Origin of the sequence: Crossiella sp. CA-258035 (genome assembly GCF_030064675.1) — a bacterium.
Lineage (GTDB): Bacteria > Actinomycetota > Actinomycetes > Mycobacteriales > Pseudonocardiaceae > Crossiella.
This window is the reverse complement of sequence record NZ_CP116413.1, coordinates 5,681,482-5,696,764: the sequence shown is the minus strand read 5'-3', so window position 1 is coordinate 5,696,764 and position 15,283 is coordinate 5,681,482. Positions and strand designations below refer to the sequence as shown.

General features: G+C 69.4%; 12 protein-coding genes and 1 riboswitch. Of the genes, 3 read left to right on the top strand and 9 right to left on the bottom strand.

Annotated elements, in window-relative coordinates; genetic code table 11:
* Positions 1-30: 30 nt before the first annotated feature.
* The 3 genes from N8J89_RS26050 to N8J89_RS26040 are packed head-to-tail and all read right to left on the bottom strand — an operon-like array spanning position 31 to position 3,115.
* Positions 31-1,032 carry a sigma-70 family RNA polymerase sigma factor gene (locus tag N8J89_RS26050; RefSeq protein ID WP_283659642.1) on the bottom strand — a complete coding sequence of 334 codons (1,002 nt, stop codon included), beginning with the start codon at positions 1,030-1,032 and terminating at the stop codon, positions 31-33.
* Positions 1,033-1,042: 10 nt separating this feature from the next.
* Positions 1,043-1,774 carry an HNH endonuclease family protein gene (locus N8J89_RS26045; RefSeq protein WP_283659641.1) on the bottom strand — a complete coding sequence of 244 codons (732 nt, stop codon included), beginning with the start codon at positions 1,772-1,774 and terminating at the stop codon, positions 1,043-1,045.
* Positions 1,775-1,777: 3 nt separating this feature from the next.
* Entirely contained in the window at positions 1,778-3,115 is a 1,338-nt protein-coding gene (locus N8J89_RS26040; protein ID WP_283659640.1) for an AAA family ATPase, read from the bottom strand.
* 82 nt (positions 3,116-3,197) lie between these two features.
* Here N8J89_RS26040 and N8J89_RS26035 point away from each other — a divergent pair, with 82 nt between their 5' ends.
* Positions 3,198-3,857: a thiaminase II/PqqC family protein gene (locus N8J89_RS26035; protein WP_283659639.1), complete on the top strand. Its 660-nt coding sequence runs from the start codon at positions 3,198-3,200 to the stop codon at positions 3,855-3,857.
* Here the strand turns inward: N8J89_RS26035 and N8J89_RS26030 are convergent.
* The 5 genes from N8J89_RS26030 to N8J89_RS26010 form a co-directional block, all read right to left on the bottom strand.
* A complete protein-coding gene (locus tag N8J89_RS26030; RefSeq protein ID WP_283659638.1) occupies positions 3,845-5,962 on the bottom strand; it encodes a diguanylate cyclase in 2,118 nt (705 codons plus the stop codon). The genes N8J89_RS26035 and N8J89_RS26030 overlap by 13 nt on opposite strands.
* 120 nt (positions 5,963-6,082) lie before the next feature.
* Complete coding sequence (locus N8J89_RS26025; RefSeq protein ID WP_283659637.1) at positions 6,083-6,616, bottom strand: pyridoxamine 5'-phosphate oxidase family protein; 534 nt, start codon at positions 6,614-6,616, stop codon at positions 6,083-6,085.
* Between the two features lie 36 nt (positions 6,617-6,652).
* On the bottom strand, positions 6,653-7,636 hold the full coding sequence (locus N8J89_RS26020; protein WP_283659636.1) for a hypothetical protein: 984 nt from the start codon (positions 7,634-7,636) through the stop codon (positions 6,653-6,655).
* A 115-nt stretch (positions 7,637-7,751) separates the two neighbouring features.
* A complete protein-coding gene (locus tag N8J89_RS26015; protein ID WP_283659635.1) occupies positions 7,752-8,828 on the bottom strand; it encodes a ribonucleotide-diphosphate reductase subunit beta in 1,077 nt (358 codons plus the stop codon).
* On the bottom strand, positions 8,825-11,644 hold the full coding sequence (locus tag N8J89_RS26010) for a ribonucleoside-diphosphate reductase subunit alpha (RefSeq protein WP_502868500.1): 2,820 nt from the start codon (positions 11,642-11,644) through the stop codon (positions 8,825-8,827). The genes N8J89_RS26015 and N8J89_RS26010 overlap by 4 nt, the downstream gene beginning before the upstream one ends.
* Before the next feature lie 292 nt (positions 11,645-11,936).
* Positions 11,937-12,173: riboswitch (cobalamin riboswitch) on the bottom strand.
* Between the two features lie 107 nt (positions 12,174-12,280).
* Here N8J89_RS26010 and N8J89_RS26005 point away from each other — a divergent pair.
* On the top strand, positions 12,281-13,267 hold the full coding sequence (locus N8J89_RS26005; protein WP_283659633.1) for an NADPH:quinone oxidoreductase family protein: 987 nt from the start codon (positions 12,281-12,283) through the stop codon (positions 13,265-13,267).
* Between the two features lie 9 nt (positions 13,268-13,276).
* Here N8J89_RS26005 and N8J89_RS26000 read toward each other — a convergent pair whose 3' ends face one another.
* Positions 13,277-13,717 carry a hypothetical protein gene (locus tag N8J89_RS26000; protein ID WP_283659632.1) on the bottom strand — a complete coding sequence of 147 codons (441 nt, stop codon included), beginning with the start codon at positions 13,715-13,717 and terminating at the stop codon, positions 13,277-13,279.
* A 165-nt stretch (positions 13,718-13,882) separates the two neighbouring features.
* Between N8J89_RS26000 and N8J89_RS25995 the strand changes: the two genes are divergently transcribed.
* On the top strand, positions 13,883-15,265 hold the full coding sequence (locus N8J89_RS25995; RefSeq protein WP_283659631.1) for a polysaccharide lyase 6 family protein: 1,383 nt from the start codon (positions 13,883-13,885) through the stop codon (positions 15,263-15,265).
* Positions 15,266-15,283 lie beyond the last annotated feature (18 nt).

The following is a 15,283-nucleotide window of genomic DNA, read 5'->3' as shown; positions in this document are numbered from 1 at the left end:
CCCGCTGCCTCATCACCCAACCCGGGCGGCTCAGGGCGGGTACCCGGCAGGCAGTCCGAACACCCCGAGCGCGGCGCCGTCCAGGAACGCGCTGATCGCCGCGATCCGCCCGTCCCGCACGGTGAGCACGTCCACCGCCACCAGCCGGTGCCCCTCGCCGCGGTCCATGTAAGCCCCGAAGGCCAGCTGTCCGTTGGCGCGCACCGGTATCCGCCGCCAGGACTCCTTGAGCACCACCCCGGTCAGGAACGCGACCACGTCCTCCCGGCCGTTGAACCAGAACGGCATCGGCGGCATGGTGAACCGGACGTCCTCGGCCAGCAGCGACACCATGGCGTCCACATCGGAGCGTTGCAGCGCCTCGATGAAGGCCGCCAGCAGTTCCCGCTGCCCGTCATCGCCCAGCTCGGTCAGCTCCGCGCGCTGGGAGCGGGGCTGGGTGCGGATGGTGGCGCGGGCGCGTTGCAGGGCGCTGTTCACCGAGGGCACCGAGGTGTCCAGGGTGGCGGCCACCTCGGCGGCGCTGAAGCCGAGCACCTCGCGCAGCACCAGCACCGCGCGCTGGGTGGCCGGAAGGTGTTGTAGGGCAACCAGGAACGCCAGCTCGACGCTCTCCCGGAGCTCGTAGCCGGCGGCCGGGTCCAGGGCCAGGCGGTCGTCTGGGCACGGTTGCAGCCAGATGGGTTCGTCCACCCGGCCGGTGAGCTCCACGTCCGGGGCGGCCGGTGGCGCGTAGTCGTCGGTGAGGATGCGGCGCGGGCGCCTGCGGATCTCGTCCAGGCACACGTTGGTGGCGATCCGGTACAGCCAGCTCTTCACCGAGGCCCGGCCCTCGAAACCGCCGATGCCCTTCCACGCCTTCACCAGCGCGTCCTGCACCGCGTCCTCGGCGTCGTGGGTGGAGCCGAGCATGCGGTAGCAGTAGGCGAATAGCTGGTCGCGGTACGGGGTGACCAGCTGTCCGAAAGCGTCGTGATCGGCCCGTTGGGCTGCGGCGAGCAGTTCGGGTTCGGCGGATGGCACGGTGGACACGCTACTGACCTCAGATGACCAGTGCAGCTTGGAGCTCCGGATCGCGGAGCAGCGGCAGCACCTCGGGCATGTCGCTGAAGATGATCTCGGCATTGACGGATTGGGCGTGGCGCAGCATCGATTGGAAGACGACCGCGTGCGGTTGCCCGTGGACCGTCTGGATGTCCTCGTTCATGATGCGGTGATCAGCTCGGATTCGCGCTGCCTGCCAGCTGCGCAGGGAAGCGCAGACGACTCGACGGGCTTGCACGCGTGATTCCGGCAGCGGCGAGTGGTTCAGGCCGCACACGTCCAGGGTGTACCTGCCCTTGTCGGTGCGCGGAACGTACATCCCGGTCGCCAAAGACAACGTGAGATGCTCGAACGGATCGTCGACCGTGGGATCGATCAGCAGCGGTTTTCCGTTGGCATCGACCGGAAACTGGCCGCCCTTGTGGTGACTGTTGCACCCCGAGCAGGCGAGCAGATGATTCGTCCAGTCGAAGGTTCGCAACGGAGTCCGCTTGACCGGCTCGTGGTGGTCGATGTCGCTGCCCCGGCTGTCCCCGCAGTACATGCAGCACTCCAGCCCCGGGGCCATGCCCAGGAGGACCTGACGAAGCTGCGTTTTGATGGCCGCACCACGCCAGAGCTGGCGGGCCTTCTGGTAGTGCTCGGGATGCGCGTGGACGATTTCGCTCGTGAGTCTGTCCAGTCGCGCGGCCAAGGGTGCGGCCAAAGGTGGCCGGGTGATGCGAATCATCGCTCAGAGCGCTCCGCGGGACATGAGCCGGGCGGCGACTTCGTCATTCCTGGCCAGCTGCGAACTGGTCAGAGTCTTGCGCAAGTTCTTGTACCGCTGGATTTGCTCGTCGTCGGCCTCTCCGGCGAGCACCACCATCTCCAAGGCAACCAGCTCGCGCCGCAGCTTCTCCGCATCCTCGGAGTAGGGGCTGTCGAGGCCGAACAGTTCGGACAGGGCCGCGTCGTCGCCGCTGCCGTACACGACTCGCTCGTAGAGGTCCTCGTCCACGACCGTCGGCGCCACGTTCTCGTCCGGGCCGGGCAGCCGGATCAGTCCGCCGGGGTCGGCGGCCTGGCAGATGTAGGGGCTGTGCGTGGTGACGATGAACTGGATCCTGGGGAAGTGCTGTTTGAGCCAGCCGCCGATGCGCTTCTGCCAGGAGACGTGCAGGTGCGCGTCCACCTCGTCGATGATCACGACACCGGGAGCGGTGATCGCGGGAACCACGCCGGAGGTGTCCAAGGGGAGATCGCCGTAGGCGTCGTGGATCTGCTTGACGATGTCGACTACCAGCGCGGTGACCACGCGGTAGCCGTCGCTCATCTCCCGAAGGGGGAACTGGTTCCCGTTCTTCTCCACATGCAGGCCCTCGGAGTCGACCGACTTGATCCGGTAGCCGTCCGGCAGCAGTCCGTCTGCCAAGAGCAGCAGTACGGCATCGCGAAGTTCTCGCGCGCCAGGCTTTTCCTCGAAGGTGCGCAGGTGTTGCTGGATGAGCCAGCCGACACCCTCGGCGAGAGAGGCGTCCTCGTGGAACAGGCTGGCGACCCGCGCGACCGGGCCAGGGCCGGACATCAGTCGCTGGGTATCGGGCGTGCCACCGGTCAGCCGCCGGAACGGACCGTACGCAACACACAGCCAGCCAGAACGGTTTTCCTGCCACGGTCCCGACATCGCCACAGCTACGTCAGAGGTGACCTTTGTCCGGAGCATGGCCTTGCGCGAGTGGCCTCTCGTCGAAGTGTGCCACTTCAGGCCGGCGTATACTTCCGAAAACATCGGCTGTAGCGACTCGAAGGGGTCGACACTACGGTCGACTTCGAGGTTGACGTCGGCAAGTCCGGCGTCGCTGTCTGTGCTGAGCCAATTGTCGAAGTCCGGCACAACGCTGCGGGCGATGTGTGGCCCGCTCGCAGCCAGCGCGATGGCGCGCAACAGGGAGGTTTTACCTGAGCCGTTGCGGCCGGCGATAACGGTCCACCCCGCGTGTGATCTGTCCGGCCGAGTCAGCGTGAGGTCGACATTCCGGGCGCCGTGGAACCCCCGAATGTTCTCCAGGCGGACGCGCGAGATGTACATGGGGCGACTGTAGTCGGACTTGCCGCCAGCATCCGGATGCGCACGGCTTCGTGCCACCCGGAAGAGGGCTAGGCTGCCCCGCGTGAGTGCTACCGCGCAGGAAACGTTGGCCGGTCTACGCGACGTGCTCGGGCACGCCGAGGGGGAGAACCGCCTGGTGCCGCGGATCGCGGCGGGCCAGGCCCCTCGGTCGGTGCTGGCGGCGCTGGCCGGGGAGCAGTACCGGGTGATCAGCAGTGACTGGCGGAGCCTGCTGCACCTGGCGGCGCGGGCCGAGGCGCCCGCGGCCAAGCAGTACTTCTCCACCCTGGCCGCGGGGGAGGGGATCGCGCTGGAGCGGGTGGTGCGGTTCGCCGCCGCCGCCGGGCTGGACGAGGCCGGGCTCAAGGCGTACCAGCCGTTGCCGGGCTGCCAGGCCTATCCGGCGTACCAGGCTTGGCTGGCGCTGAACGGGGACATCACCGCGGTGATCCTGGCGCTCAACGTCAACTTCGGGGCCTGGGGCGAGTACTGCGGCACGGTGTCCGCGGCGCTGGCCGAGCACTACGGGTTCGACGAGACCGGGCGCGGGTTCTTCGACTTCTTCGCCGCGCCCGCGCCGCAGTTGCTGGAGCTGGCCTTGGACGCGGTGCAGGCGGGACTGGACGCGGGGGAGTCGACCGCGGCCGCGCACGGGTACGGGCGGCTGTTGCAGGCCTACGAGCTCTCGTTCTGGAACACCCTGGACGATCAGGTCCGGTAGCTGCGGTCCTGGCTCTCCTCGGCGGCGGAGCGGATCGGGCGCAGCGTGCCCACCGCCCCGCGCCGCTGGAGCTTGAGGAACGCGGCCACCACGTCTGGGTCAAACTGGCCGCCGCTGCCCTCCCGCAGCTCGTGCAGCGCCTGCCGTTCGCTGAGCGCCTGCTGGTACGGCCGGTCCGAGCGCATCGCCGCCCACGCGTCGCAGACCGCGATGATCCGCGCCTCGATCCGGATGTCGGCGCCGGAGAGGCCCAGCGGGTAGCCGCTGCCGTCGAAGCGCTCGTGGTGCTGGCGGATGATCTCGGCGATCGCCTCGAAGTCCGGCACCATCGCGGCCAGCCGGTAGCCGTGGTCGGGGTGCTGGCGCATCAGCGCCCACTCCTGCTCGTCCAGCCTGCCCGGCTTGGTCAGCACCTCCGGCGGGACGACGATCTTGCCGATGTCGTGCAGCCGCCCGCCCAGCCCGGCCTGGTGCGCGGTCTCCGCGCCCAGCTTCATCACCTCGGCGACCTCGCGGGCCCACCGGCTGATCGCCCGGCTGTGCTCCTGCCCGGCCAGCTTGCCGTCCACCTCGTCGGCGACCTGCCGCAGGTAGTCCACCATGGCCGCGTGGTCGGCGACCTGGCCCGCCGGGGACTCCGGCGCGCGGCCCATCACGATCCGGTCCCGGCCCTGGGACTTGGCCGAGTACAGCGCCCGGTCGGCCACCGCGACCAGCTCGCTGGGCTGCTCGCCGTGCAGCGGGTAGCAGGCGGTGCCGACCGAGACGGTGACCGCGATCCAGGTGTCGGCCGAGACAGTGATCGGGCTGCTGGCCACGCAGTGCCGAAGGCGTTCGGCGATACCGGGCAGCTCGGTGGGACTGGCGTCGGGGAACAGCAGCGCGAACTCCTCGCCGCCGTAGCGGGCCACCACATCCCCGGCGCGGGCACAGGCGCGCAACCGGTTGGCGATCTCCACCAGCACGTGGTCGCCTGCCGGGTGGCCGTACCGGTCGTTGATCGACTTGAAGTGGTCCACGTCCACGATGAACACCGCCAGGTGCCCGTCGGCCCGTTTCGCCCGCGCGATCTCGATCGGCAGGTGCGCCTCGAAGAACCGCCGGGTGTGCAGCCCGGTGAGCACGTCGGTGATGGCCAGCCGGCGCTGCGCCGAGACCAGCCCGGCCAGCCTGGCGATGGTCAGCCCGAACAGCAGCGCGCAGGCCACCGCGATCACCGGCACCCCGCTCATGTCCCCGTTGGCGGTCTGGACCAGTAGCAGCACCGGCGCGAGCAGCGCGGCCGCGGACAGCACCGACATCCTGGCCAGGCTCGGCCCGGTGTCGGTGTTTCGCTCGGCGCGCTCGCCGACCTGGCGCATGGTCGGGTGCAGCGCGGCCGCGCCGAGGGCCAGGTTGGAGGTCAGCCAGATCGCGTCCAGGTAGTTGCCCGCGGCGTAGCTGCCGTCGAGCTGTTGCAGCACGTAGAGCGAGTCGGCCGCGAACAGCGCCAGCAGGTTGGTGCTCAGCAGCGTGAACGCCATCGGCCGCCGCCCGCCACCCATGATCAGCCGGATGGCCACCGCCAGCATCGCCAGGTCCATCATCGGATAGGCCAGCGAGGCCGCCTTGACCAGCAGCGGCGAGTCCAGCCGCGCCCGCGGCCCGATCAGGTAGAGCCAGGACATCATGCCCGCGCTCACCGACAGCACCGCCGCGTCCAGCAGGCCCGGCAGGTCGCGGCCGGGGCTGCGCATCCGGATCAGCAGCAGCAGACCGGCCACGACCAGCGGGTAGTGACCCAGGTAGAAGATGTCGGCCACGTTGGGGTAGGTGGCATCGCGCAGCACGTAGTGCGCCACGTAGAAGCAGATGTCGGCCACCGCGTACACGACCTGCCCGAGCGCGATCAGCAGCCAGGGCCGCAGCGGCCGCGGCCGGTTCCGCCGCACCCCGTACAGCGCGGCCACCGCCGCCGAGGAGGTGATCAGGCAGTACACGACGAACCTGGCGATCCGGCCGCCGTCATCGGTCGGGATCAGGAAGTAGATCCCGACGAAGGCGAGCCCGATGAGCAGGTAGGCCAGCCACCGGCGATCACCGGCCGGACGGCTGCTTACGTCCATGCACGACCCCTTGCTCGAAACACACCCGCGGCCGCATCATGCCGCACCCACGGGGTCTGCAAAACCATTGAACCCCGGGGCTGAGTCATGCGCACTCGGTCGAAGGTGCGGTTCGGCGGGTCATTGGTGTGGAAAGTCCCAGCGGGTGGCGCCGTGCGGTTCCGCGGTGGCCACACCGACCGCCGAGTGCAGCGTGAGCCGGTACACATACCAGGGCGGCGGACCGGCGCTCGGCGCGGTGAACGGCGCGGTGAAACCCTCCTCCGTCACCGTCGCAGGCCACCCGCCGCTCCGGTACACCTCGGCCAACCGCTCCAGGCTCGCGGCCTCGGTGACGCGGTGGGCCGAACCCTCCAGCACCAGGTCAACGCCGCGCAGGCGGACCGAGACGGTGCAGGCCGGGTTCACCGCCAGGTTGCGGGACTTGCGGGTGCCGGGGCCGCTGACGAAGTACAGCGCGTCAGCTACCCAGACGGCTCCGACACCGGCTGAATGCGGGCGTCCGTCGGGGCGCACGGTGGCCACGAAGAAGGTGAGGTCGGCTTTGGGGGTGTCCGCGGCAAGAATGTCGCGGGCCCGGCTCCACGGCAGTTCCGCGGAGCCGTACTGGTCGAGGTTGCGGGTCGCGATGGGCTCGTGCGTTGAGTCGGTCATACCTCTGCGTCGAACGGGATCGGTCGGTTTCGACATTCAGGCCAGACCTTCTTCTTTTATCGCGGTCCACGGGTCCCCGCCGTCGGTGGCCAGCACGACCACGATGCGGCCGGACACCGACACGGCGGGCGAGGACTTCAGCGCGGCGTGCTCGTCCTCGTCCAGGTCCTCGCCGAGCACGGCCAGCGCGTACCGCCTGCTGTCCAGGCCGAACAGGTCGAGGGGCGCCTGTGCGCCGCGCAGCCGGTGGCCGAGCAGGGTGTGCTCGGTGGGCGGTGCCGTCTCGTGCAGGTAGCGCTCGACCTCGACAACCCGGGTCGCGGCCTCCTCGGCGAGTGGGCCGACGGCGGAGTCGTCCACCGCGGGGCCCTGGTACAGCTCGGTGCGGACCTTGCCGGAGTTGCCGTCGAACCAGGCGGAGCCGTCGGCCGGGCGGTACAGGTCCACGGTGATGCCGAGGTCGCTGGCGTAGGCCCAGGTCATCACGAACGGGTGGTCGTCGTGCCGGGCCGACCACTCCAGCATGGTCTCCAGCCGCAGCCGGGGCTCGGCCAGCACCCGGGAGGGCGCGTTGCGGGCCCTGCCCTTGGCCTCCCCGGCGAGCCTGCGGCCCGGCCAGCCGAACAGCAGGTCAGGGCGCACGCCGCGGTTGCGGTAGGCCCGGTCCGGCCCGATCGGCAGCACCCGGGGCTCGCCGACGGCGGTGGAGTGCAGGCCCAGGCCGAGGCACTCCACCACGAACTGCCGGATGTGGTGCGAGCTGCCGCGCACCGACTCCTCGCGCAGGCTCAGCTGCCCGGAGGCCGGGGTGCGCAGGAAGGACAGCATGATCCGGGTCTCGGCGAACTGGTTGTCGAACCGGGTCGGGCTCAGCGTGGCCAGCGCGTTGACCCGCACCAGGTGCGCCAGCGAGACCTCCAGGCGGGAGCGGCCGGAGCCCCGGGAGAAGGCCAGCTGGTGGTCGCCGAGCAGGTCCGGCGCCAGGGACCAGGTGATGTGGCGGAGGCTTGCCCAGGTCATGATCACACGCTATCCGTGGTGGGCCTCGCGGTCGCGATGGCTGGCCGGTGAACGGGGTGGAAAACAGCGATGGCGCCGTCCCGGGGGACGACGCCATCAGCTGCTCAGCCGGAGCTCAGTCCCAGTCCAGCGCGCCACCGCTCTGGTACTCGATGACCCTGGTCTCGAAGAAGTTCTTCTCCTTCTTCAGATCCATCATCTCCGACATCCACGGGAACGGGTTCTCCGCCTCCGGGAACACCGGCGTCAGGCCGATCTGGGCGCAGCGGCGGTTGGTGATGAAGTGCATGTACTGCTCGCACAGCTCCGCGTTGAGCCCGAGCAGGCCGTTGGGCATGGTGTCGCGGCCGTAGGCCACCTCCAGCTCGCAGGCCTCGCGGAGCATGGTGCGGATCTCCTCCTGGAACTCCGCGGTCCACAGGTGCGGGTTCTCGATCTTGATCTGGTTGATCGCGTCGATGCCGAAGTTCAGGTGGATGGACTCATCGCGCAGGATGTACTGGTACTGCTCGGCGATGCCGACCATCTTGTTCCGCCGGCCCAGGGAGAGGATCTGGGCGAAGCCGGTGTAGAACCACATGCCCTCGAACACCACGTAGAAGGCGACCAGGTCGCGCAGGAACGCCTGGTCCTTCTCCGGGGTGCCGGTGCTGAAGTCCGGGTCCTCCAGGTTCTGCGTGTACCGCAGCGCCCAGGCCGCCTTGTCCGTGATGGAGGGCACCTCGCGGTACATGTTGAACAGCTCGCCCTCGTCCAGGCCGAGCGACTCGCAGATGTACTGGAAGGTGTGCGTGTGCACGGCCTCCTCGAAGGCCTGGCGCAGCAGGTACTGGCGGCACTCCGGGTTGGTCAGGTGCCGGTACACCGCGAGCACGATGTTGTTGGCCACCAACGACTCCGAGGTGGCGAAGAAGCCAAGGTTGCGCTTGATCGCCCGGCGCTCGTCCTCGGTGAGGCCGTTCGGGGACTTCCACAGCGCGATGTCGGCCTGCATGGACACCTCGGTGGGCATCCAGTGGTTGTTGCAGCCGGCCAGGTACTTGTCCCAGGCCCAGTGGTACTTCAGCGGCAGCAGCTGGTTGACGTCGGCCCGGCAGTTGATCATCGCCTTGTCGTCGACGCTGACCCGGCCGCCGGAGCGGTCGATCTCGCCGAGGCCGGTGGCGTCGACATTCGGCTCAAGGGCGGTCACTGGCAGGCCTCGCAGTCGGGGTCGGTGATGGAGCAGGCCAGCGCCTCGGCGGCCTGGGCGGCGGCCGGGGAGGGCGCGGGCGCGGGAGCGGTGATCACGGGGGAGACCGCGTTGAGCTTGCCGTCGGTGCCGCGCAGCGTGGACTTCTCCACGTGCGTGGCGCTCTGGGCGCGCAGGTAGTACGTGGTCTTCAGGCCGCGCAGCCAGGCCAGCTGGTACAGCGAGTCCAGCTTCTTGCCGCTGGGCTTGGCCATGTACAGGTTGAGCGACTGGGCCTGGTCGATCCACTTCTGCCGCCGGGCCGCCGCCTCGATCAGCCACTCGCTGTCCAGCTCGAACGCGGTGGCGTACAAGGACTTCAGCTCAGCCGGGATGCGCTCGATGGCGCCAAGGCTGCCGTCGAAGTACTTCAGGTCGCCGATCATCACCTCGTCCCACAGCCCGCGCTCCTTCAGCTCGCGCACCAGCTGCGGGTTGACCACGGTGAAGTCGCCGGACATGTTCGACTTCACGTACAGGTTGCGGTACAGCGGTTCGATCGACTGGTTGACCCCGGTGATGTTGGCGATCGTCGCGGTCGGCGCGATGGCCATCACGTTGGAGTTGCGCATGCCGACCTCGACCACGCGCGCCCGCAGCGTGTCCCAGTCCAAAGTGGACGAACGGTCCACCGCGAGGTCGCCCTCGCGGTTGTCGGCCAGGATCTGCACCGAGTCGATCGGCAGGATCCCCTTGCTCCACAAGGAACCGGGGAAGGACTCGTACGCGCCGCGCTCGGCGGCCAGCTCGGCGGAGGCCGAGATCGCGTAGTAGGAGATCTCCTCCATGCTGCGGTCGGCGAACTCCACCGCGCCGGGGGAGGCCATCGGCAGCCGCAGCGCGTAGAGCGCGTCCTGGTAGCCCATCAGGCCCAGGCCCACCGGACGGTGCCGCATGTTCGACCGGCGCGCTTCCGGGATGGTGTAGAAGTTCACGTCGATCACGTTGTCCAGCATGCGGACCGCGGTGCGCACGGTCTTCTCCAGCCGGGCGTGGTCGATGCCGTCGGCGGTGACGTGCTGGGCCAGGTTGACCGAGCCGAGGTTGCACACCGCGACCTCGTCGATCGTGGTGTTGAGCGTGATCTCGGTGCACAGGTTCGAGGAGTGCACCACGCCCGAGTGCTGCTGCGGGGAGCGCAGGTTGCACGGGTCCTTGAAGGTGATCCACGGGTGCCCGGTCTCGAACAGCATGGTCAGCATGCGCCGCCACAGGTCCTTGGCCTGCACCCGGCGGAACACCCTGATCTCGCCGCGGTCGGCCGCCGCCTCGTACTCGGCGTACTTGCGGGAGAACTCCAGGCCGTAGGAGTCGTGCAGGTCCGGCACCTCGTCCGGGGAGAACAGCGTCCACTGCCCGTCCGCGCGGACCCGGCGCAGGAACTCGTCCGGCACCCAGTTCGCGGTGTTCATGTCGTGCGTGCGCCGCCGGTCGTCGCCGGTGTTCTTGCGCAGGTCGAGGAACTCCTCGACGTCGATGTGCCAGGTTTCCAGGTACGCGCAGACCGCGCCCTTGCGCTTGCCGCCCTGGTTCACCGCGACCGCCGTGTCGTTGGCGATCTTCAGGAACGGCACCACGCCCTGGGACTTGCCGTTGGTGCCCTTGATGTGCGCGCCGATGCCGCGCACCGGCGTCCAGTCGTTGCCCAGCCCGCCCGCGTACTTCGACAGCAGCGCGTTGTTGCTGATGCCGTGGAAGATGCCCTCCAGGTCATCGCCCACCGTGGTGAGGAAGCAGGAGGACAGCTGCGAGCGGGTGGTGCCCGCGTTGAACAGCGTCGGCGTGGAGCACATGAAGTCGAAGCTGGAGATCAGGTCGTAGAACTCGATCGCGCGCGCCTCGCGGTCGTCCTCGCGCAGCGCCAGGCCCATCGCGACCCGCATGAAGAAGGCCTGCGGCAGCTCGTAGCGGTGCTCGTCGCTGTGCAGCAGGTAGCGGTCGTAGAGCGTCTGCATGCCCAGGAACTGGAACTTCAGGTCCCGGTCGGCCACCAGCGCGGCGCCCAGGCGGTCCAGGTCGAACTTGGCCAGCTCGGCGTCCAGCTGGTCCAGCTCCACCCCGCGCCGGATGAACTCGGCGAAGTAGGTGGGGTACTCCTGCGTCATCTGCGCGTGGCTGGCCACCCGCTGCTCGCCGGCCAGGAAGGTCAGCGCCTCGCCGCGCAGCTTGTCCAGCAGCAGCCGGGCGCTGACGTAGGAGTAGTTCGGGTCGGTCTCGACCATGGTGCGCGCGGCCATCACCGGCGCGATGCTCAGCTCGGCCGGGCTGATGCCGTTGTAGAGGTTGCGCAGCGTTTCGGCCAGCACCGCCTCGCTGTCCACCGCCGCCAGGTCCGCGCAGGACTCGGAGATGACCAGCGCCAGCCGGTCGGTGTCCAGCGGGACCAGCGTGCCGTCGGCCTGGCGCACGGAGAACTTCGGCGCGGGCTTGGGCGCGGCCTGCGCGCGGGCCTTGTTGTGCTCCTCGCGGTAGAGCACGTAGGCGCGGGCGACCTTCTGGTGCCCGGCCCGCATCAGGGTCAGCTCGACCTGGTCCTGGATCTGCTCGATGTGCAGCGGCCGGTCCGGTCCGGCGTGCCGCAGCAGGCCCTGCTCAACCGAGGCGGTCAGCTCGGCGATCTGTTCGCGCACGCGGGGCGAGGAACCCGCGTCGGTGCCTTCCACGGCGAGGAAGGCCTTGGTCATCGCGGCCGTGATCTTGGCCGCCTCGAACGGGGACACCGCGCCGTTGCGGCGGATCACCGTGACCGCGCCGGCTGCGATCTCTGGCGAATGCACTGACACGAAAGCTGCTCCAAAAGGTGTGCTGGACGGATGAGGGCAGCGCCGGGCGGCCGAGGACCCGGGGCCGGGTTCGGTTGCCGTCGCTGGGGAAGCGCGTGGTGGAGCTGGCTTAGCTCTGAGGCTCGCTACAGCTCGCAGGCGATGCGGTCATACAGGTCGTCTCTCCTCGCGAGCGTCGGCGTCAGTGGGCCGCGGAGTCAGAGGCAGGCGAGGGCCGACCGGGGCGCGCGTGCGCCGCCCAGTCGTCCGCTCGGCCTTCCCACGAGACCGCGAACCAGGCGCACCGGCGGTGCGCCCGCTGACGGCAGGTCTTCGGACTCGCGGGCACACGCCAAGCGCTGGCGCACCTACTGGCCGTCGCTTCCCGGACCGTGGCGTCCAGTGCTGTACCGGCCCTGGTGCTCGGCCGGTGACGGCGGTCGTTCCCACTCACCGCTGCGGGGCAGTCCCGGAGTCGCACCGGGTTCCCTGTTGCCTCGCCTGGCGTTTGCGTGCCCGGCGAACCATCAGCGCAACGGATACTACATGTAGGGGTAGCCCGCGCAAGCGCACCCAATATGGCCGTGTGTCGCGTGTCGGCGGGACATGACACGATGGGGGTGGACTGATCACGGTGCGTGGAGGTGCGGAGTGCGGGCATGGCGTGTGCACGAGCTGGGCGAGCCGCGGGACGTGCTCCGGCTGGACGAGGTCCCGGAGCCGGTCGCCGGGCCGGGACAGGTGCTGGTGAAGGTCCGCGCGACCGCGCTGAACTTCCCGGACGCGCTGCTGTGCCGGGGTCAGTACCAGGTCCGCCCGCCGCTGCCGTTCACTCCGGGGGTCGAGCTTTGCGGTGAGGTGGTCGCGCTCGGTGAGGGCGCCAGCGGGTTCGCCGTGGGGGACCGGGTCATCGCCACACCCGCGCCGCCGCACGGCGGGCTGGCCGAGTACGTGGCGGTCAATGCCACCGAGCTGCTGCCCGCGCCCGAGGCGCTGGACGACGCGCAGGCCGCCGGGTTCCACATCGCCTACCAGACCGGCTGGTTCGGCCTGCACCGTCGCGCTGAGCTGGCCGAGGGCGAGACCCTGCTGGTGCACGCCGCGGCCGGCGGCGTTGGCAGCGCGGCCATCCAGCTCGGCAAGGCCGCCGGCGCCACCGTGATCGGTGTGGTCGGCGGGGCGCGCAAGGCCGAGGTGGCCAAGGAGCTGGGCGCGGACCTGGTGATCGACCGCAAGCAGGAGGACGTGATCGCCACGGTGAAGGAGTTCACCGGCGGCCGCGGCGCGGACGTGGTCTACGACCCGGTGGGCGGCGACTCCTTCCGCGCCTCCACCAAGGTGATCGCCTTCGAGGGCCGGATCGTCATCGTCGGCTTCGCCAGCGGTGAGATCCCCAGCGCCGCGATGAACCACGCGCTGGTCAAGAACTACTCGCTGCTGGGCCTGCACTGGGGCCTGTACACGCAGAAGGACCCGGCGCTGGTCCGGCAGGCGCACCTGGAGCTGTCCGCGCTGGCCGAGGACGGCCTGGTCGACCCGCTGGTCAGCGAGCGGCTGCCGCTGGCGGAGGCGGCGGCGGGCGTGCAGAAGCTGGCCGAAGGTGACACCGTCGGCCGGGTCGTGGTGACCATGGACTGACGCCCGGCGTCAGCAAATCATCGGACGATTGGCGTTGATGAGCTCGAAGCGCCGGTCGAACATCGCGTTGCGCCACCCGGCGAAGAAGGCGTCCGCGGCATCGCTGAGGTGCACGCCGGGGCGCACCTGGTAGACCACGCACACCCAGTCCAGCGAGACCGACAGCACCAGCTCCCCAGGCGGCCCGCCGTCGAGCAGCACCCTGGCGGCCTGGCGGCTCTGCTCGCCCGCGAATCCGTCGTCCAGGCAGCGCACCAGGTCGCCGACCGCCTGGGCGGCGGTGTCGAACATCGACCACCGGTACTTGGGCGTCGGCGGACCGGCGTGCCACGGCGCGTAGAAGGCCGTGGAGCTCCAGCCCGGCCCGGTGTGCTCGAAACGCTCGCCGGGACTCGGGTGGCTCTCGGTGGGCAGCATGCTGTTGAAGCCGGTAATCGTCGCTGGGCTCATCCGCTCATCTCAGGGCCGGCCCGCGACGCGGTCCACCTCGTTCCAGGGACAGGACCTGCTCTTTCACATCCGTGCACTGTGGAATTCGGCAAGGTTCTTGACTAGACATCGGATGTGTCCCTAGCTTGTGCTCACCGCCGCGCCGACTCACTGGAGAGCTGGCACATGAGAAGAAACACCGCCGTGTTGTTGCCCGTGCTGGCCACGGCACTGGTCCTTACCCTGCCCTCAGCTGCCACCGCGGACTCCGCCGCGCCGATCCGGGTGAACAGTCTTTCCGCCCTGCAGAACGCCCTGAACTCAGCCAAGCCCGGCGACCGGATCGAGCTGGCCGACGGCACCTACAACGCCACCGGCCCGATCACCGTCCGCCGCTCGGGCACCTCCGCCGCGCGGATCGAGGTCACCGCCGCGAACGTCGGGAAGGCGGTCATCACCGGCTCCACCGGCTTCGCCTTCGACGGCAGCGTCAGCTACGTGACCCTCAACGGGTTCTCGTTGCGGCACAGCGGTTCGCTGTCGGTGCCCACCGGCTCGCACCACATCCGGTTGAGCCGCAACACGATCCAGCTCAACGCGGGCGAGAACTGGGTCACCGTCAGCGGCAACGACGTGGAGGTGGACCACAACACCTTCCAGAACCGCACCACCGCCGGGGTCTTCCTGCAGGTGTCCGGGCCCAGCGACGACATCGCCAAGCGCACCAAGATCCACCACAACTACTTCTACAACCACGGCTTCACCGGGGACAACGGCGGTGAGGCGATCCGCTTCGGCTTCAGCCACAAGCAGAGCTACTCCTCCGGCGGCGTGATCGAGCACAACCTGTTCGAGAAGGCCAACGGCGACCCGGAGGCCATCTCGGTCAAGGCATCCGACACCACCGTGCGGCACAACACCATCCGGGACAGCAAGGGCTACATCGTGCTGCGGCACGGGCACCGCAACCTGGTGGAGGGCAACCTGCTGCTGGGCAACACCGGCATCCGCTTCCACGGCAACGACCACAAGATCATCAACAACTACGTGGCGGCCAGTGGCGGCCGGGCGCTGGTCTTCGGCAAGGGCTCGGAGGCCGACAGCGGGCCGAGCAGCACCGGGCACGACCGGCCGGACCGGGTGACGGTGGCCTACAACACCTTGCTGGGCACCAGTTCCGTGGTGGACAGCGACGGCGGCGCCTTCCTGCCCAAGGACTGCGTGCTGGCCAACAACATCATCGTCGGCAGCTCCGGCTCGCTGGTGGCGATGCGCAGTGGGTCCACGGTGAAGTACGAGGGCAACATCGCCCACGGCGCCAGCGCGGGCATGCCCGCCGGCGGCTACCGCAACGTGGACCCGAAGCTGACCACGGATGCCAACGGGCTCAAGCGGTTGAGCGCGGGCAGCCCGGCCATCGACGCGGGCGTGGGCAGCTACTCCTACGTCACCACCGACTTCGACCCGCACGCGCGCAGTGGCAAGCTGGACGTGGGCGCGGACGAGTTCGGCGGCTCGGTGGCCCGCAAGCCGTTGCAGAAGTCCGACGTCGGACCTTCGGCACCGTGATCCACTTCCGGCGGGGGT